Source organism: Pseudomonas sp. SWRI18, from assembly GCF_014268345.1.
Lineage (GTDB): Bacteria > Pseudomonadota > Gammaproteobacteria > Pseudomonadales > Pseudomonadaceae > Aquipseudomonas > Aquipseudomonas cedrina.
In genome coordinates this window covers 107282-126543 of record NZ_JACCQQ010000019.1, presented here as the reverse complement: position 1 = coordinate 126543, position 19262 = coordinate 107282, and the positions used below count along the sequence as shown (strand labels likewise).

Genomic DNA, 19262 nt, shown 5'->3' with positions numbered 1-19262 from the left:
CCCGGTTTAACATTTCAGTGAACAAGTGTACATTGAGTACCTTGCCGCTGTGACTTTCACTACAACGCAATAGTCTATGTGTAGGCTGCCGACATGAGGCATGAACGCTTCATTCGGTTCGGGAAGATTTGCCCTACCCTGCCGCATGGGATTATTGAGGAGCTCGCATGACCAAACAAAACGCCTTTACTCGGGAAGAACTGCTGCGCTGCAGTCGCGGTGAGCTGTTCGGCCCAGGTAACGCGCAACTGCCCGCCCCGAACATGCTGATGGTGGATCGCATCACCCATATCAGCGAAGAAGGTGGCAAGTACGGCAAAGGTGAATTGGTCGCCGAGCTGGATATCACCCCGGACCTCTGGTTCTTCGCCTGCCATTTCGAAGGTGACCCGGTGATGCCGGGCTGCCTGGGCCTCGACGCCATGTGGCAACTGGTCGGCTTCTACCTGGGCTGGCAAGGCCTGCCGGGTCGCGGTCGCGCCCTGGGTTCGGGTGAAGTGAAGTTCTTTGGCCAGGTCCTGCCGACCGCCAAGAAAGTCACCTACAACATTCAAATCAAGCGCGTCCTCAAGGGCAAGCTGAACCTGGCCATCGCCGACGGTTCGGTGACTGTCGACGGTCGCGAGATCTATACTGCCGAAGGCCTTCGGGTTGGCGTATTCACTTCCACTGACAACTTTTAAGGGTTATCCGCATGCGCCGCGTCGTTATCACTGGTCTGGGTATCGTTTCTTGCCTGGGCAATGACAAAGAGACCGTCACCGCTAACCTGCGTGCAAGTCGCCCTGGCATCCGCTTCAACCCGGAATATGCCGAAATGGGTCTGCGTAGCCAGGTTTCCGGCTCCATCGACCTGCCCCTCGAAGAGCTGATCGATCGCAAGATCTATCGCTTCGTCGGCCACGCTGCCGCCTACGCCTACCTGGCGATGAAAGACGCAATCGCCGACTCCGGCCTGAGCGACGACCAGGTATCGAACGTACGCACCGGCCTGATCGCCGGCTCCGGCGGCGCATCGACCCTCAACCAGATGGAAGCGCTGGACATCCTGCGCGAAAAAGGCGTGAAGCGCGTCGGCCCGTACCGCGTTACGCGGACCATGGGCAGCACCGTTTCGGCCTGCCTGGCGACACCGTTCGCGATCAAGGGTGTGAACTACTCGATCTCGTCGGCGTGCGCCACCAGCGCCCACTGCATCGGGACTGCCGTTGAGCAGATCCAGCTGGGCAAGCAGGACATCGTGTTCGCCGGCGGCGGTGAAGAAGAGCATTGGAGCCAATCGTTCCTGTTCGACGCCATGGGCGCGCTGTCTACCCAATACAACGAAACCCCGGAAAAGGCTTCCCGTGCCTACGACGCCAAGCGTGACGGTTTCGTCATCGCCGGCGGTGGCGGCATGGTGGTGGTCGAGGAGCTGGAGCACGCTCTGGCCCGTGGCGCCAAGATCTATGCCGAAATCGTCGGCTATGGCGCGACGTCCGACGGCTACGACATGGTTGCCCCAAGCGGTGAAGGCGCCATCCGTTGCATGCAGATGGCCATGTCCACCGTGGATACCCCGATCGACTACCTGAACACCCACGGCACTTCGACTCCGGTCGGCGACGCCAAGGAAATGGAAGGCGTACGCGCGGTATTCGGCGACAAGGCCCCGGCCATCAGCTCCACCAAGAGCCTGTCCGGTCACTCCCTGGGCGCCGCCGGCGTTCACGAAGCGATCTACTGCCTGCTGATGATGGAAGGCAACTTCATGGCCGGCTCGGCCAACATCGACGAGATTGATCCGGTCGTGGCCGATATGCCGATCCTGACCAAAACCGTTGAAAATGCCAAGATCGACACCGTGATGAGCAACAGCTTCGGCTTCGGTGGCACTAACGCCACCCTGGTGCTGAAACGCTGGCAGGGCAAGTAAGGCCTGTAGCTTGACCCATAAAAAGCCCCGACTGGTTCGGGGCTTTTTTGTGGGTGGCCGTTTTCCTGGATTTGACCCGAAACCTAAGTGTCCACGGAACCCAATGTGGGAGCGGGCTTGCTCGCGAAGGCGGTGTGTCAGTCACCGACTGCATCAACTGACACACCGCCTTCGCGAGCAAGCCCGCTCCCACATTTTGATCGTGTTCAACATAAAAATCTTCGGTTGATCTCAACGCGGCTTGGGCAGGATAGCCAGGAAGTTATCCCGCGCCACTTTGCGCGCAACGTCCTCAGGCAAGGCATCCAGGAATGGGTCAAAGCGGCGCATTTCCTTGCCCAGCTTGTTGAAACGCCCTACTACATCCGAGCCCAGCATGAACCGGTCGGGGAAGCGCTCCACCAGCTTGACCCAATCAGGCCGGGGCTGACCTGCGTCATCGAGCAGATACGGCGTGAGCATGCTCCAGGACAGGTCGATGTACAGGTTGGGATAAGCCTGCAGCATGCGGTTCAAGGTCGGCAGCAGAAAGTCCATCTGCACCTGATGGCGATGAATCTCCTTGCTGGTGCCGGCATGGGCCCAGATAAAGCGCGTGTGCGGATGGTTGCGCAGTGGCTCCTCCACTTCAGCCAGGTACAGCGGGTTACGCTCGCGCTTGGAGGTGATGTTGGAATGCAGCATCACCGGCAAATCATTCTCCGCCGCCAGATGATAGATGCGCGTCATGGCCTCGTTATTGGCGCGCGGGGTGTCGCCCGCCGTGAGGGCCGTAAGGTCATCATGACGCGTGAAGACTTCGCCGATGCCCTGCCACAGACCCGGGTTGAGGTCGAGCATGCGCTGGATATGCGCATCCGAGTTCTTGTCGTTGGGGTTGAAGCCCGACAGAAACGGATGAAAGTGCGCGCGCTGCTCAGGGGTCAGTTTGTTGACCGCCGCCGCGACGATCACGTCGGTGGCGCTGTACCAGTAGGCATCGGCGTCGTCACCGGCGTAGTAGCGCGGGCGCTTGGGTTCGTCTTCGTGCCATTTCTTCGCGACGGGAATGCCGGAAATCATCGCATGTTCGATGCGGTTGTCGGCCATCGCCTTGAGCAGCTTGTCCATGCCGGCCGTTTCCTGGAAGAAATCGACATAGTGCAGGTGCGCATCGCTGTAGGCATAGTCGCGAGCGTGCACGGCAAGGCTGCTGGCGGCAAGCAACAGGGCAAGGGTCAGGCGAGTCCAGGGCACGGTAAAACCTCGATAAGAGCTGATACGGGTAGACCTTGCGCGGCATGCCAGGGTTCATCCACGCGGAACATCGGAAGGCGCCTTCAGCCAATAGCGGCAACATCCTACCGAGCGGGTTATGCTCAGCCTCATCCAACCTGCTCAGACTGGGATGCACCATGCCCCCCTTCACCGTGATCCGTCCTCGCCCCGAAGATGTCGAAGGCCAACCTATCCTGCGCCCGCTGCCCTCGCGGACGTGCCGCAGCGTGGGGCCTTTTGTGTTCTTCGACCATATGCTGCCCACCCGCTATGCAGCGGGCGATGGCATGAACATCCGCCAGCATCCGCATATCGGGCTGAGCACCCTCACCTATCTGTTCGAAGGCGCCTTGCAGCACAAGGACAGCCTGGGCTCGGACCAGGTGGTGCAGGCCGGTGACGTCAGCTGGATGACCGCCGGCAGCGCGATTGCCCACGTCGAACGGACGCCCGACGCCCTCAAGGCCAGTGGTTTCAGCCTGCATGGCCTGCAAGTATGGCTGGCGTCACCCAGAGACCACGAGACAGGGCCGGGGCATTACAGCCATCACCCGGCCGCGAGCCTGCCGGTGAGTGACAATCTGGGCGTACGGATTCGCATGATCGCGGGCAGTGGGTTCTGCCTCAAATCGCCGGTGCCGGTGCTGTCGCCCACGTTGTATGCCGAAGTGCAGATGCAGACGGCCACCACGTTGCTGATCCCGGATGAGCATGAGGAACGCGCGGTGTATGTGCTGGAAGGTGAGGCGCAATTGGAGGGCCAGGCGTTGGAAGTCCACAGCCTGGTGGTGGTGCCGGCAGGGCAAGAGCTGACGCTGTTCGCCGAGAGTGATTGTCATCTGGTCATAGTCGGCGGCGCGCCGCTGGATGGGCCGCGGCGGATCAATTGGAATTTTGTGGCGAGTGATCCTGCGGTGATCGAGCAGGCCCGGCAGCGTTGGGCGGCGGGGGATTGGCCGACGGTGCCGGGTGAAACAGACAGAATTGAGTTGCCTGTCAGATAGCTATCGCAGGCAAGCCAGCTCCCACATATGGACCGCATTTCCCCTGTTGAAATGCGGACAAAATGTGGGAGCGGGCTTGCTCGCGAAGAGGCCGGAACAGGCGCTGAAGAATCAGCCCTTGAACACTTCATCCAACAAGTTATGCATCGACCGGAAGGCCCGTTCAGCCGTCTTGGCGTCATACATCATCTTGCCCGGCACATTCGCATGCGGATCGGTAAACGAATGCACCGCGCCGCCATAGCTCAGCAATTGCCAATCCACACCGGCCGCGTTCATTTCATCTTCGAACGCCGGCAGCTGTTCCTTGGGCACCAACGGGTCGGACGCGCCATGCAGCACCAGCACTGAACCCTTGATGTTTTTGGCATCCGCCGGGTTCGGCGTGTCCAGGGTGCCGTGGAACGAAATAGCAGCCCTGACTGGCGCACCGGTACGCGCCAATTCCAGGGAGCAGCAACCGCCGAAACAAAAACCAAAGGTTGCCAGCTTCGACGTATCGACAGCCGCTTCGGCCTGGCCTTGCAGTTGTTCGAAGGCCGCCTGCATCCGCTTGTTCAGCAATGCGCGGTCGTTTTTCAACGGCATCATCGCAGCACCGGCTTCATCGCCATTCGACGGACGCACGCTTTGCCCGTACAGGTCGGCGATCAGCACCACGTAGCCTTTGCCGGCCACGCTCTTGGCGATGTCTTCAGCACCCGCACTCACCCCCATCCAGTTCGGCGCCATCAACAGGCCTGGCAACGGGCTTTTATGGCTGGCATCAAACGCCAGACGGCTTTCATAAGACTGGCCATCAATCTGATAGACCACGGAACGCACAGTGACTTGGCTCATCATTTACTCCAGTTGAGGTGCAGTAGAACGAAAAAACCCGCCGAAGCGGGTTTTTTCTACCACGGTGTTAAACCGACAGTTCAACCAACAGCTTGTTCAGTCGGCGCACATAAGCGGCCGGGTCCTTGAGGCTGTCGCCGGCAGCAAGTGCCGCCTGGTCGAAGAGGATGTGGGACAAGTCGCCAAAGCGCTCTTCGCTCTGCTCGCCGTCGAGTTTCTCGATCAGCGGGTGAGCCGGGTTGAATTCAAAGATCGGCTTGGAATCCGGCACCTTCTGCCCGCTGGCTTCGAGGATCTGGCGCATCTGCATGCCCAGGTCCTGTTCGCCGATGGCCAGGATCGCCGGGGAGTCGGTCAGGCGGTGGGAAACCCGCACTTCGCTGACCGCATCACCCAAGGATGCCTTGATTCGCTCAACCAGGCCTTCTTTGGACTTGGCGACTTCTTCGGCTTCTTTCTTCTCTTCCTCGGAGTCCAGGTTACCCAGGTCGAGGTCACCACGAGCCACGTCGACAAAGGACTTGCCGTCGAACTCGTTGAGGTAGCTCATCAGCCACTCATCGATACGGTCGGTCAGCAGCAGCACTTCGATGCCTTTCTTGCGGAAGACTTCCAGGTGCGGGCTGTTCTTGACCTGGGCGTAGGTTTCGCCGGTCAGGTAGTAGATCTTGTCCTGGCCTTCCTTGGCACGCGCCAGGTACTCGGCGAGCGACACAACCTGCTCGCCGTCGTCGCCTTGAGTCGAGGCAAAACGCAGCAGGCCGGCGATTTTTTCCTTGTTGGCAAAATCTTCCGCCGGGCCTTCTTTCATGACCTGGCCGAAGTTTTTCCAGAAGCCCTTGTATTGCTCAGGCTCGTTCTTCGCCAGTTTTTCCAGCATGTCGAGCACGCGCTTGGTCAGCGCCGACTTCATGGAGTCGATGATCGGGTCTTTCTGCAGGATCTCCCGCGATACGTTCAGCGACAGGTCGTTGGAGTCGACCACGCCCTTGATAAAGCGCAGGTACAGCGGCAGGAAGGATTCCGCCTGGTCCATCACGAACACACGCTGCACGTAGAGCTTGAGGCCTTTGGGCGCTTCACGCTGGTACAGGTCGAACGGCGCACGGGCCGGTACGTAGAGCAGCGAGCTGTATTCCAGCTTGCCTTCCACCTTGTTGTGGCTCCAGCTCAGCGGGTTTTCGTAGTCGTGACCGATGTGCTTGTAGAACTCCTGGTATTCCTCGTCCTTGATCTCGGTACGCGGACGCGTCCACAGGGCGCTGGCGCGGTTGACCACTTCCCATTCCTGGGCAGGGGCCTCTTCGCCTTCGGCGGCCGCTTGTTCTTTCGGCAGCTCGATCGGCAGCGCGATGTGGTCGGAGTACTTCTTGATGATGTTGCGCAGACGCCAGCCATCGGCGAATTCGTCTTCAGCGGACTTGAGGTGCAGCACGATGCGGGTACCACGTTCAGCCTTGTCGACCGTGGCGATTTCGAACTCGCCCTCACCCTTGGAGGCCCAGTGCACGCCTTCACTGGCGTCGAGGCCGGCACGCCGGGTGAACACTTCGACCTGATCGGCGACGATAAAGGCCGAATAGAAGCCCACGCCGAACTGACCGATAAGGTGCGAATCCTTCTTCTGATCGCCGGTGAGGTTCTTCATGAAATCGGCGGTGCCGGATTTGGCGATCGTGCCCAAATGGGTAATCGCGTCTTCGCGGCTCATGCCGATGCCGTTGTCTTCGATCGTGACGGTCTTGGCGTCTTTGTCGTAGCTCACGCGGATTTTCAGTTCGGCGCCACCTTCAAGCAGCTCAGGCTTGGACAGGGCTTCGAAACGTAATTTGTCGACAGCGTCAGAGGCGTTCGAGATCAATTCGCGAAGGAAAATTTCCTTGTTGGAATACAGCGAATGGATCATGAGGTGCAGCAGTTGCTTCACCTCGGTCTGGAAGCCCAGGGTTTCCTTTTGAGTTTCCACACTCATGGTCATCAAACTCCAATTGGATGGCAGTGGCCGCGCCCTTGAGGGTTGGCGGCGGGTTGTCATCAAAGTTGGGGGCTAAGACCAGGATTTCAAGGGCGGCTCGCTTCCTCGATTTTGAAATGCGCGCGAGCGGTAGCGATGGGCTCGGCCGCCGTGCTTTGCCACGCGGTAATCGCCACGTTTGCCACCCGCCGGCCCTGGCGCCATACCTGACATTTGGCGTAAGTATCGCGAAACTGGCCGGCGCGCAGGTAATCCAGGGAAAAATCGATGATTTTCGGAATCCCCGGCGCGCCGGTAAACACCAGCAAGTGCAACGCCGCTGACAGCTCCATGAAGCCTGCGATGACCCCGCCGTGCAGTGCCGGCAATATGGGGTTACCAATATTGTCCTTGTTGGCCGGCAGCCGAAACAGCAATTCGTCGCCAAGCCGCGTGCATTCGATGCCGATCAGCTTGGCGTAAGGGATCAGGCTGAGCAGCGCCTCATAATCGCCGCGCTCATGGGCCTGTTCCAATCGGGTCTTGAAGCGGTGCGTCATACCTGCTCTCCCTTGAGCGTGATGCCCAGCCCTTGTGTGCCCTTGAGGTGCTTGCCCATGCGCATGAACGTGCCCACCACCTGGGCAATGGGTTGTTGCGGGTCAGCCTGGTAGGCGAAACCGCGGGTGAAGATCACATCGGTGGTCACCCGGTAGCACTGGGCAAAACCGTACACGGGCTGGTGTGGCGCGGCGGGATGCATATAGTCGATGCGCAGGTCGAGGGTCGGGCACACCTCGAACTCCGGCAAGACACACAGGGTGGCCATGCCGCAGGCGGTGTCCATCAGCGAGGTCAGCGCGCCGCCGTGGATCACGCCGGAGCCGGGATCGCCCACCAGATGCGGTGCATAGGGCATGACCAGCGTCATGCCCTCCTCGCTCGCCTGGTAAACGGTAATACCCAGGACCTGACAGTGGCGCAAGGCGGATACAAAGCGCGTCGCACGCTCTAACAAGGGATTTTCGGTCATTCGATCCAGACTCTTATTGTGGGTTGATCCAAGGACTAGAGGCGCACAGCTGAAAGTTCCTTGGCGCGGGTGGTTTATATATCTGAACACTGGAAGGAACTAATACTGAACGGCCATGCTCGAAAGGCCAGTAGATATCTTCAATAAGGAGAAACACCCATGCGCAAGACTTTAGCTATTTCCATGATGTTGGCCGCTGCCCTCGGTCTCGCTGCCTGCGATAAGAAATCCGAAGACAAAGCCCAAGACGCTGCCTCGCATTCCGAGCAAGCTCAGAAAGATATGGCGAAGGCTCAGGATAAAGTGAACGACGCTGCGAAAGAAAACGCCGATGCTGCCAAAGCTCAGGCTGAATCGAACGAAGCCGCCGCAAAAGAAGCAGCACCTGCTACCCCTGCCACCGGTTCTTGAGACCGCGGCTTGAAATAGCTTAGCTGCAAAAAGAAAGCCCGCTTACATAGCGGGCTTTACTTTGTCCGGTTTTTTTATTTGTAAGGTTAATCAAGCCGCGTCTTTAACAGCTTCGGCCGGCGGTGTATCCGTCTGGGTATACACCATCACTTGCAGAACGTCGGAATGAAACTCCCGGCGATACAGCACCAACACCACCCCACTGCTCATCAACATGAACAACCAGGGGCTGACAAACCACGCCAGCATGGTCATGCCGAAGTAATAAGCGCGCAGGCCAAAGTTGAACTGGTTGGCGGCCATGGAAATCACCCGCGCCGCGCGCAGGGCAAACGCGTTGCGCTCCTGCTCCGACACGTGCCGCTCACCGACCATCGGTGCCGAGCCGACCAGCACCGCTGCGAAGTTGTACTGACGCATGCACCAGCTGAACGTGAAGAACGCATAGACGAATACCAGCGCCAGGCACAGCAGCTTGATTTCCGACATGCCCTGGGAGGCCTGCTGCACCATGGGGATGTCCGCCAACAGCGACACCGCGCGCTCCGAGGCGCCGAGCACGGTGAGAATGCCAGCCAGGATGATCAGGGTACTGGACGCGAAGAATGACGCATTGCGCTCCAGGTTGCCGATCACGCTGGCATCGGCGATGCGGTTGTCGCGCAGCAGCATGCGGCGCATCCAGTCCTGACGGTACAGATGCAACACGCTGGCCAGGCAGGCCGTGTCGCGGGCTTTCCAGATGGCGTAGCGGGTGTAGCCGCCCCAGCACAGGACGAACCAGAGTGCGGCGAGCAGGTGGATCTGATTGGCTTCGATGAACGACATGCGGGTCCTGTTACACAAAAAATTGAGCGGCGGGCGCGGTCCAAATGTGGGAGCGGGCTTGCTCGCGAAAGCGGTGGTTCAGTCAACATCTTTGGCAACTGATACACCGCTTTCGCGAGCAAGCCCGCTCCCACATTCACCGCGTTCCAACTTTAGAAGGTCGCTGTCTCATAAGCATAAAAAATGCCCCGTATCGATTGATACGGGGCATTTCAGTACTGCGCGAATATGGGTTATGCGATCGCTTCGCTGCGCTTGCCCAGCATGCGATCAACCACCACCGCCACGACCAACACCATCACCGATGGTACCAGCCACGCCAGGCCCTGCTCGCTCAGCGGCAAATTCGCCAACTGCGATGGCATCCAGCCGGCCAAACCCGCGCCCTTAAGCGCATCGATGCAACCAAAGATGAACGACACCAGCATCACCGGCCCCACTATGCGGCCCTGCTCGTGCCAGAAGTCTTTGCAGAAGCTCAGCGCCACCAGCACGATGCAGGGCGGGTAGATCGCGGTCAGTACCGGGATCGAGAAGGCAATCAATTTGGTCAGGCCCAGGTTCGACACGAACAGCGAGAACAACGCCAGGATCACCACCAGGGTCTTGTAGGACAACGGCAGGACTCGGCTGAAATACTCGGCGCAGGCGCAGGTCAGGCCCACGGCGGTGACCAGGCAGGCCAGGGAGATCAGCACCGCCAGGAAGCCGCTGCCCAGGGAGCCGAAGGTATGTTGCACATAGGCGTGCAATACCGCGGCGCCATTGGCGGCACCGGCGGCGACTTCATGGCTGCCCGAGCCCAGGCGGAACAGGCTGATGTACACCAGGGCCAGGCCCACGCCGGCGATCAGGCCGGCAATGATGGCGTAGCGGGTGATCAGCTTCGGCGACTCGACACCACGGGAACGAATGGCGTTGACGATCACGATGCCGAACACCAGGGCGCCCAGGGTATCCATGGTCAGGTAGCCATTGATGAAACCCTGGGAAAACGGCGCAGCCACGTATTCCGGGGTGGCGACCCCCACGTCGCCGACCGGCAAGGCAAACGCGGCGATGCCGAGGATGGCCAGGGCGATGATCTTCAGCGGCGCAAGGAAGCGACCTACCGTGTCCAGCAGTCGACCGGGGTACAGGGAAACAAAAAACACTACCAGGAAGTACACCGAGCTGTAGAGAAACAGCGCCAGCGGGCTTTCGCCGGTCAGCGGCGCCAGGCCCACTTCGAAGGATACGGTTGCGGTACGCGGGGTGGCGAACAGCGGGCCTACCGCCAGGTACGCCGCCGCTGCCAGCAGGCCACCGGCGATCTTGCCGATCGGGCTGCTCAACGCGTCCATGCCGCCACCGACCTTGGCCAGGGCAATCACAGTAACCACCGGCAAACCCACGGCGGTGATCAGGAAGCCCAGCGCCGCCATCCAGACGTGCGGCCCGGACTGCAAACCAACGATAGGCGGAAAGATGATGTTGCCAGCGCCCACGAACAGGGCAAACGTCATGAAGCCAAGCGCCAGGATATCCTGGCTTTTCAACACTTTCATTTAAGGAAATACCACACTACTGAATCGGAATTTAGAGGGGGATTCCCTATGGATGAGGGAAATACTGCCGGCCCTTATGGGAGCCAACGGGTCCAGCGCGCCGCTTCCTTTTGGGAGGCGGACGCATAAAGAGGCGGCTAGGTTACCGAATCAGGCTGACAAACGCACTGTTGCGGGGCGGACTGTCCGATAAGCGACACTTCAATGTCGCATTCGTATATCTAAATGCTGGAATACAATCGAATGTGGGAGCGGCGGTGCGACGATTCGACTTGCTCGCGAAAGCGGTGTTTCAGTACCTGATTGGCTAGCTGATACACCGCTTTCGCGAGCAAGCCCGCTCCCACATTTTGATCTGCGCCAGCCGCGAATTCAGCTGTGCCAGAACGCACAAAGGCCACCCGAAGGTGGCCTTTGTGTGGATGAAGCGTCAGCTAAGCGCGAAGCTTACTTGACAGCCCAGCCAGTCAGCTCGGACAAAGCCTTGCCGATGTCTGCCAGCGAACGCACGGTTTTAACGCCTGCGTCTTCCAGGGCAGCAAACTTCTCGTCTGCAGTACCCTTGCCACCGGAGATGATTGCGCCCGCATGGCCCATGCGCTTGCCCGCAGGGGCAGTCACACCAGCGATGTAGGAAACAACCGGCTTGGTCACGTGTGCCTTGATGTAGGCAGCCGCTTCTTCTTCAGCCGAACCGCCGATCTCACCGATCATCACGATCGCTTCGGTCTTCGGGTCTTCCTGGAACAGCTTCAGGATGTCGATGAAGTTGGAGCCCGGGATCGGGTCACCGCCGATGCCGACGCAAGTCGACTGACCGAAACCGGCGTCAGTGGTCTGCTTCACAGCTTCGTAGGTCAGGGTGCCGGAACGGGAAACGATACCGACTTTGCCTGGCAAGTGAATGTGACCCGGCATGATGCCGATCTTGCATTCGCCTGGAGTGATCACGCCTGGGCAGTTAGGGCCGATCAGGACTACGCCCAGCTCGTCGCACTTCACTTTAGCGTCCAGCATGTCCAGGGTAGGAATGCCTTCGGTGATGCAGACGATCAGCTTGATGCCGCCGAATGCCGCTTCCAGGATGGAGTCTTTGCAGAAAGGTGCTGGAACGTAGATCACGCTGGCGGTGGCGCCAGTTTTTTCTACAGCATCTTTCACGGTATTGAACACGGGCAGGCCCAGGTGCTCGGTGCCGCCTTTACCAGGCGTTACGCCGCCCACCATCTTGGTGCCGTATTCGATGGCTTGCTGGGTGTGGAAACTACCTTGCGAACCGGTAATACCCTGGCAGATAACTTTGGTGTCTTTATTGATCAGGACGCTCATTATTTGCCCTCCGCAGCTTTGACAACTTGTTGAGCAGCGTCGGTCAGGCTGGTAGCCGCGATGATGTTCAAACCGCTTTCTGCCAGTACTTTAGCGCCCAGTTCAGCGTTGTTGCCTTCAAGGCGAACAACAACCGGGATTTTAACGCCGACTTCTTTCACTGCACCGATGATGCCTTCGGCAATCATGTCGCAACGAACGATGCCGCCGAAGATGTTGACCAGTACTGCGGCGACGTTGGAGTCGGACAGGATGATCTTAAACGCTTCGGTAACGCGTTCCTTGGTAGCACCGCCGCCTACGTCGAGGAAGTTGGCTGGCTTGCCGCCATGCAGGTTGACGATGTCCATGGTACCCATGGCCAGGCCGGCACCGTTGACCATGCAACCGATGTTGCCTTCCAGGGCCACGTAGTTCAGTTCGAACTTGGCGGCGTGCGCTTCGCGCGGATCGTCTTGCGACGGATCGTGGAAAGTCTTCAGCTTAGGCTGACGGTACATGGCGTTGGCGTCGATGTTGATCTTGGCGTCCAGGCAGTGCAGATCGCCATCAGCCTTGATCACCAGCGGGTTCACTTCCAGCAGGGCCAGATCGTGATCCTGGAACAGCTTGGCCAGACCGACGAAGATCTTGGCGAACTGGGCAACTTGCTTGCCTTCCAGACCCAGTTGGAAAGCCAGCTCGCGACCCTGGAATGGCTGTGCGCCAACCAATGGATCGATAGTGGCCTTCAGAATTTTTTCTGGGGTTTCTTCGGCGATCTTTTCAATGTCCACGCCACCTTCGGTGGAAGCCATGAACACGATGCGACGGCTCGAACGGTCAACGACAGCGCCCAGGTACAGCTCTTTAGCGATATCAGTGCACGATTCAACCAGGATCTTGGTGACTGGCTGGCCATTGGCATCAGTCTGGTAAGTCACCAGACGCTTGCCCAGCCACTGCTGTGCGAAGGCTTTGGCGTCTTCTTTGCTGCGAACCAGCTTGACGCCGCCCGCTTTACCGCGACCACCAGCGTGGACCTGGGCTTTGACGACCCACTCGGTGCCGCCGATCTTGTCGCAGGCTTCTGCTGCTGCTTCCGGGGTGTCTACTGCGTAGCCCTTGGAAACTGGCAGGCCGTATTCAGCGAACAGCTGCTTACCCTGATACTCGTGAAGATTCATGCTTTTTACCGTCTTCGTTAGGTACTGCGCATTCGGCGCTGCGCTCATTATGAGTGCCGCGCCACCTGTGACTGCTGCTTGCGCAACTTGCGGGGCTTATGGCCCGTAAAGCTGCGCAAGGCTGCGTCCAGCGGATATTCCGCGGTGAGTCTTGCGCGCAAGGCTCACGACGGGCAACTCCGCCGTGGTTTCTTATTATCTCGCTTAGCGCTTCTTGCGGTTGGCGATGTGGATGGCGCCGCCATTCACGGCCAACGCTGCTTCGTGCAACGCTTCGGACAGGGTCGGATGGGAGAAGACCATCATGCCCAGGTCCTCGGCACTGGTGCCGAACTCCATACCGATCGCGCCTTGCTGTACCAGTTCCGCAGCGCTTGGGCCAATCACGTGGACGCCCAATACGCGGTCAGTCTTGGCATCAGCGATGACTTTGACAAAACCACCGGTGTCGTTGGCTGCCATGGCACGGCCAGAAGCGGCAAACGGGAAGGTGCCGACGTTAACTTCAACGCCTTCAGCTTTCAACTGCTGTTCGTTCTTGCCGACCCATGCAATTTCCGGGTGGGTATAGATGACCGATGGGATCAGGTCGTAGTTCATCTGGGTTTTGTGGCCCTTGATGCGCTCGACGACCATGATGCCTTCTTCGGACGCCTTGTGCGCCAGCATCATGCCGCGAACCACGTCGCCGATGGCGTACACGCCCGGTACGGTGGTAGCGCATTGATCATCAACGTGGATGAAGCCACGCTCGTCAATGTTCACGCCACTGTCGGCGGCCAGCAGGTCGGTGGTCACCGGACGGCGACCCACGGCTACGATCAGCTTGTCGAACGTGATGGTCTGCTCGCCGTCTTTGTCGGTGTAGGTCACGACCACTTCTTCGCCGTTGACCTTGGAACCGGTAACGCGGGCACCCAGCTTGATGTCCAGACCTTGTTTGGTCAGGGTCTTGTAGGCTTCCTTGGACACTGCGGTGTCGGCAGCCAGCAGGAACGTGTCCAGGGCTTCCAGCACGGTCACTTCGGAACCCAGGCGGGACCATACCGAACCCAGCTCCAGGCCGATCACGCCGGCGCCGATCACGCCCAGACGCTTAGGCACTGCCTGGAATTCCAGGGCGCCGGTCGAATCGACGATCACGTTCTGGTCAACAGGAGCAGGCGGAATGTCGATTGGGCGCGAGCCTGGGGCCAGGATCACGTTTTCGGCTTCGATGACTTCCACCGAACCGTCCGGCTTGGTGATTTCAACTTTCTTGCCGGCCAGCAGCTTGCCGTGGCCTTGCAGGGAAGTGACGCCGTTGGCCTTGAACAAGGTCGCAACGCCGGAGGTCAGGCCTTTGACAATGTTGGCTTTACGGCCAACCATCGCAGGTACGTCCATGGTCACGCCGGCATGGTTGATGCCGTGAATCGCGAAACCATCCTGGGCTTCGTGGAATTTCCAGGAGCTGTCCAGCAGCGCCTTGGAAGGAATGCAGCCAACGTTCAGGCAAGTACCGCCCAGCGCCAGTTTGCCTTCCTTGTCGGTGTATTTTTCGATGCAAGCAGTCGAGAGGCCCAGTTGTGCGGCCTTGATAGCGGCAACGTAGCCGCCAGGGCCTGCACCAATCACTACAACGTCAAATTTCTGTGTCATGAAAATAGATCCTCTATTCAGCGACAAGCTTCAAGCGTCAAGCTGCGAGCCAAGCTGATTTTCCTTACAGCTTGCAGCTCGCAGCATGAAGCTGCTTTATCAGATGTCCAGCAGCAGACGAGCCGGGTCTTCCAGCAGATTCTTGATGGTCACCAGGAAAGTCACGGCTTCTTTACCGTCGATCAGGCGGTGATCGTAAGACAGCGCCAGGTACATCATCGGGCGGATCACGACCTGGCCGTTGATGGCCATCGGACGCTGGATGATGTTGTGCATGCCCAGGATTGCGGCTTGTGGCGGGTTGACGATCGGGGTCGACATCATCGACCCGAAGGTACCACCGTTGGTGATGGTGAAGGTACCACCGGTCATCTCATCGATGGTCAGTTTGCCGTCACGGGCTTTCTTGCCGAAGCCGGCGATGCCGCCTTCGATTTCAGCCAGGCTCATCAGTTCGGCATTACGCAGTACCGGAACCACCAGGCCACGGTCGCTGGAGACGGCAACGCCGATATCAGCGTAGCCATGGTAAACGATGTCGGTGCCATCGATGGAAGCGTTGACCGCCGGGTAGCGCTTCAGCGCTTCGGTAGCCGCCTTCACGAAGAAGGACATGAAGCCCAGGCGCACGCCGTTGTGGGACTTCTCGAACAGGTCCTTGTACTTCGAGCGCAGGGCCATGACTTCGGTCATGTCGACTTCGTTGAAGGTGGTCAGCATCGCCATGTTCGACTGTGCTTCAACCAGACGCTTGGCCACGGTGGCCCGTACGCGGGTCATCGGCACGCGCTTCTCGGTGCGGTCGCCGGCAGCGAACACAGGCGCGGCGGCAGCCGGTGCAGCCGCCTTGACGGGCGCGGCGGCCGGGGCGTTTTTCTTGGCTTCAACAGCGGCAACCACGTCTTCCTTGGTCACGCGGCCATCTTTGCCGGTGCCTTTGATGGACGCCAGGTTGATGCCGTTCTCGTCAGCCAGCTGGCGAGCAGCCGGTGCAGCGATCGGGTCTTCGCCACCCGCGGCCGGAGCGGCGGCTGGAGCCGAAGCGGCAGCCGGTGCGGCGGCGGCAGGCGCAGCAGCAGCGCTGCCCTCTTCGATCGAGCCCAGCACCTGGTTCGACAGAACGGTCGCGCCCTCTTCGGCAACGATTGCGCCCAGCACGCCGTCAGCTTCGGCCAATACTTCCAGCACGACCTTGTCGGTCTCGATGTCGACGATCAGGTCGTCACGCTTGACGGCCTCGCCTGGTTTCTTGTGCCAGGTGGCAACGGTGCCATCGGCAACCGATTCCGGGAATGACGGGGCTTTGATTTCGATAGCCATTATCTGTGGGTCCTTAAAATTCGGTTTCAGTCAGCGCGAAGGCGTTAAACAGTGAAGGCATCTTGCAGCAGTTTTTCCTGCTGTTCGGCGTGCATCGACGCATAACCACAGGCAGGTGCAGCAGAAGCATCACGACCGGCGTACTCCAGGCCCAGGGCCTTGTTATGGTTGCCGATGCTGCGACGCAAATGATGCTGGCTGCTGTACCACGCGCCCTGGTTCATCGGTTCTTCCTGGCACCACACCACGTTGGTGAGGTTGGTGTAAGGCGCGATGGCCTCCATCAGGTCGTCTTCCGGGAACGGGTAAAGCTGCTCGATACGCACAATGGCGATGTCTTCGCGGCCTTCGGCACGGCGTTTTTCCAGCAAGTCGTAGTAAACCTTGCCGCTGCACAGGACCAGGCGAGTCACCTTGGCCGCGTCCAGCGTGTCGATTTCCGGAATAACGGTCTGGAACGAACCATCCGCCAGGTCTTCCAGGGTCGAGACCGCCAGTTTATGCCGCAGCAGCGACTTCGGTGTCAGCACGACCAGCGGCTTGCGCAGCGGGCGGATCACCTGGCGACGCAGCAAGTGGTAGATCTGCGCCGGGGTCGTCGGCACGCACACCTGGATGTTGTGCTCGGCGCACAGCTGCAGGTAACGCTCCAGACGGGCCGAGGAGTGCTCGGGACCCTGGCCTTCATAACCGTGTGGCAGCAGCATGGTCAAACCGCACAGGCGGCCCCACTTGTGCTCGCCGCTGGTGATGAACTGGTCGATCACCACCTGGGCACCGTTGGCGAAGTCGCCGAACTGGGCTTCCCAGATCACCAGCGCCTGAGGCGTGGTGGTCGAGTAGCCATATTCGAACGCCAGTACGGCTTCTTCGGACAGGAACGAATCGTACAGGTCGAAACGCGGCTGGCCTGCGTACAGGTTCTGCAACGGGATGTAGGTGCCCGCGTCTTTCTGGTTGTGCAGCACGGCATGGCGGTGCGAGAACGTACCGCGGCCGATGTCCTGGCCGGTCATGCGGATCGGGTGACCTTCGAACGCCAGGGTTGCGTACGCCATGGTTTCGGCGTAACCCCAGTTGATCGGCAGGCCGCCGGCTTGCATCTTCTGACGATCTTCGTAGATTTTCGAGACCTGGCGCTGAACCACGAAGCCTTCCGGAATTTCCAGCAGCTTGGCGGACAATTCCTGCAAGGTCTTCAGATCGAAGGTCGTATCGTGACGCGCAGTCCAGGCATGGCCCAGGTACGGACGCCAGTCGACGAACAGCTCTTTGTTCGGCTCTTTAACCAGGCTTTTTACAACATGCAGACCATTGTCCAGCGCGTTGCGGTATTCATCGATCTTGGCCTGAACACGCGCCTCATCAACAATGCCGGCCTTGGTCAAGCTTTCGGCATACAGCTCACGGGTGGTGCGTTGCTTGGCGATCTGCTGGTACATCAACGGCTGGGTGCCGCTTGGTTCGTCGGCTTCGTTGTGACCGCGACGGCGGTAGCACACCAGATCGATCACCACGTCACGCTTGAACTGCATGCGGTAGTCGATAGCCAGTTGGGTCACGAACAGCACGGCTTCCGGATCATCACCATTCACATGGAGGATCGGCGCCTGGATCATCTTGGCAACGTCGGTAGCGTACTCGGTGGAACGCGCGTCCAGCGGGTTGCTGATGGTGAAGCCAACCTGGTTGTTGATCACGATGTGAACGGTACCGCCCGTCTTGAAGCCGCGGGTCTGCGACATCTGGAAGGTTTCCAGGACCACGCCTTGACCGGCGAATGCCGCGTCACCGTGGATGGAAATCGGCAGGACCTTTTCACCGGTGGTGTCATTGCGACGATCCTGGCGAGCACGGACCGAACCCTCGACCACTGGAGAAACGATTTCCAGGTGGGATGGGTTGAAGGCCATGGCCAGGTGAACTTCACCGCCGGTGGTCATCACGTTGGACGAGAAGCCCTGGTGGTATTTAACGTCACCGGAACCCAGTTCGACCTTCTTCTTGCCTTCGAACTCGTCGAACAGATCGCGCGGGTTCTTGCCGAAGGTGTTGACCAACACGTTCAGGCGACCCCGGTGGGCCATGCCGATCACGACTTCCTTGGTGCCGTACGAACCGGAACGCTGGATCATCTCGTCGAGCATCGGGATCAGGCTTTCGCCGCCTTCCAGGCCGAAACGCTTGGTGCCCGGGTATTTGGTACCCAGGTATTTTTCCAGGCCCTCGGCCGCGGTGACGCGCTCAAGCAGGTGGCCGCGGACGTCGGCGGACAGCACCGGACGGCCACGCACACCTTCCAGGCGATGCTGGAACCAGTGGCGCTGCTCGGAGTCGGTGATGTGCGTGAACTCAGCGCCGATGGTGCGGCAATATGTCTGCTGCAACGCTTCGTGAATTTCGCGTAGGCTCGCTTCCTCTTTGCCGATGAACAGGTCGCCGGCACGGAAGGTCGTATCAAGATCGGCATTGGTCAAGCCGTAATGATTGATCGACAGGTCAGCCGGCGCAGGACGCTGCCAGAGCCCCAGCGGGTCAAGCTGGGCCGCCTGGTGGCCACGCATCCGGTAGGCCTGGATCAGTCGCAATACTTCAACTTGCTTCTTCTCGTGCTCACTGCTCACGCTACCGGCGGAAACCGGTTGGGCGCGGCGCTGGTTCTTTGCCAGCAGCACAAACTGATCGCGAATCGTTGCGTGCGATACATCGGTGGCAGCGTTGCCGTCTGAAGACAACGTCTGAAATTTGGTGCGCCATTCTTCTGGCACAGCGTTAGGGTCGTGCAGGTAGAGCTCATAAAGCTCTTCCACATAGGCAGCGTTACCACCTGAAAGATAGCCGCTGTTCCACATGCGCTGCATCACGCTTTCTTGCATGCTTGGTCACCCTCGATTTGGGGACACCACCGGCGAAAACACCGAGTTTGCTTGCAAAAGGCCAAGTGCAGCGACCAAAACAAGCCACTTAGGATCACGCTGATAGTTCGGGTACCAACCCGAATGCCCCTGCTTGTCTCA

At 59.4% G+C, this 19262-nt stretch carries 16 protein-coding genes; 4 read left to right on the top strand and 12 right to left on the bottom strand.

Annotated elements, in window-relative coordinates:
- Window positions 1–167: 167 nt before the first annotated feature.
- Both fabA and fabB read left to right on the top strand, forming a co-directional pair.
- Window positions 168–683: a 3-hydroxyacyl-[acyl-carrier-protein] dehydratase FabA gene (gene fabA / locus H0Z09_RS20165; protein WP_076950493.1), complete on the top strand. Its 516-nt coding sequence runs from the start codon at window positions 168–170 to the stop codon at window positions 681–683.
- Window positions 684–694: 11 nt separating this feature from the next.
- Window positions 695–1915, top strand: a complete 1221-nt coding sequence (gene fabB / locus H0Z09_RS20160) for a beta-ketoacyl-ACP synthase I (protein ID WP_076950492.1) — start codon at window positions 695–697, stop codon at window positions 1913–1915.
- Window positions 1916–2146: 231 nt separating this feature from the next.
- Here fabB and H0Z09_RS20155 read toward each other — a convergent pair whose 3' ends face one another.
- On the bottom strand, window positions 2147–3151 hold the full coding sequence (locus H0Z09_RS20155) for an amidohydrolase family protein (protein WP_186692893.1): 1005 nt from the start codon (window positions 3149–3151) through the stop codon (window positions 2147–2149).
- Window positions 3152–3309: 158 nt separating this feature from the next.
- On the opposite strand from H0Z09_RS20155, the gene H0Z09_RS20150 reads away from it, so the two are divergent.
- Complete coding sequence (locus tag H0Z09_RS20150; protein WP_186692891.1) at window positions 3310–4176, top strand: pirin family protein; 867 nt, start codon at window positions 3310–3312, stop codon at window positions 4174–4176.
- Between the two features lie 111 nt (window positions 4177–4287).
- Here the strand turns inward: H0Z09_RS20150 and H0Z09_RS20145 are convergent, their stop codons facing one another.
- The 4 genes from H0Z09_RS20145 to H0Z09_RS20130 all read right to left on the bottom strand — a co-directional run bounded on the left by H0Z09_RS20145 (window position 4288) and on the right by H0Z09_RS20130 (window position 8003).
- Window positions 4288–5016, bottom strand: a complete 729-nt coding sequence (locus H0Z09_RS20145; protein ID WP_186692889.1) for a dienelactone hydrolase family protein — start codon at window positions 5014–5016, stop codon at window positions 4288–4290.
- Window positions 5017–5083: 67 nt separating this feature from the next.
- Entirely contained in the window at window positions 5084–6988 is a 1905-nt protein-coding gene (gene htpG / locus H0Z09_RS20140; protein WP_186692887.1) for a molecular chaperone HtpG, read from the bottom strand.
- An 89-nt stretch (window positions 6989–7077) separates the two neighbouring features.
- Complete coding sequence (locus H0Z09_RS20135) at window positions 7078–7530, bottom strand: PaaI family thioesterase (RefSeq protein ID WP_076950488.1); 453 nt, start codon at window positions 7528–7530, stop codon at window positions 7078–7080.
- Complete coding sequence (locus tag H0Z09_RS20130) at window positions 7527–8003, bottom strand: PaaI family thioesterase (RefSeq protein WP_186692885.1); 477 nt, start codon at window positions 8001–8003, stop codon at window positions 7527–7529. The genes H0Z09_RS20135 and H0Z09_RS20130 overlap by 4 nt, the downstream gene beginning before the upstream one ends.
- A 159-nt stretch (window positions 8004–8162) precedes the next feature.
- Here H0Z09_RS20130 and H0Z09_RS20125 point away from each other — a divergent pair, with 159 nt between their 5' ends.
- On the top strand, window positions 8163–8414 hold the full coding sequence (locus H0Z09_RS20125; protein ID WP_076950486.1) for a hypothetical protein: 252 nt from the start codon (window positions 8163–8165) through the stop codon (window positions 8412–8414).
- A gap of 90 nt (window positions 8415–8504) precedes the next feature.
- Here H0Z09_RS20125 and H0Z09_RS20120 read toward each other — a convergent pair whose 3' ends face one another.
- From H0Z09_RS20120 to H0Z09_RS20090, 7 genes are all read right to left on the bottom strand, one after another.
- On the bottom strand, window positions 8505–9242 hold the full coding sequence (locus tag H0Z09_RS20120) for a DUF599 family protein (RefSeq protein WP_186692882.1): 738 nt from the start codon (window positions 9240–9242) through the stop codon (window positions 8505–8507).
- A gap of 233 nt (window positions 9243–9475) precedes the next feature.
- Window positions 9476–10789 (bottom strand): branched-chain amino acid transport system II carrier protein, encoded by a 1314-nt coding sequence (gene brnQ, locus H0Z09_RS20115; RefSeq protein ID WP_186692880.1) that lies wholly within the window; start codon window positions 10787–10789, stop codon window positions 9476–9478.
- Window positions 10790–11236: 447 nt separating this feature from the next.
- The gene (gene sucD, locus H0Z09_RS20110) at window positions 11237–12118 is read right to left on the bottom strand and encodes a succinate--CoA ligase subunit alpha (protein ID WP_057722677.1); all 882 of its coding nucleotides are present in this window, start codon (window positions 12116–12118) and stop codon (window positions 11237–11239) included.
- Entirely contained in the window at window positions 12118–13284 is a 1167-nt protein-coding gene (gene sucC, locus H0Z09_RS20105; RefSeq protein ID WP_003210567.1) for an ADP-forming succinate--CoA ligase subunit beta, read from the bottom strand. The genes sucD and sucC overlap by 1 nt, the downstream gene beginning before the upstream one ends.
- A gap of 204 nt (window positions 13285–13488) precedes the next feature.
- Entirely contained in the window at window positions 13489–14925 is a 1437-nt protein-coding gene (gene lpdA / locus H0Z09_RS20100) for a dihydrolipoyl dehydrogenase (RefSeq protein ID WP_186692878.1), read from the bottom strand.
- A gap of 99 nt (window positions 14926–15024) precedes the next feature.
- Window positions 15025–16245 carry a 2-oxoglutarate dehydrogenase complex dihydrolipoyllysine-residue succinyltransferase gene (odhB, locus tag H0Z09_RS20095; RefSeq protein WP_076950482.1) on the bottom strand — a complete coding sequence of 407 codons (1221 nt, stop codon included), beginning with the start codon at window positions 16243–16245 and terminating at the stop codon, window positions 15025–15027.
- Between the two features lie 44 nt (window positions 16246–16289).
- A complete protein-coding gene (locus H0Z09_RS20090; RefSeq protein WP_186692876.1) occupies window positions 16290–19121 on the bottom strand; it encodes a 2-oxoglutarate dehydrogenase E1 component in 2832 nt (943 codons plus the stop codon).
- Between the last annotated feature and the right edge of the window lie 141 nt (window positions 19122–19262).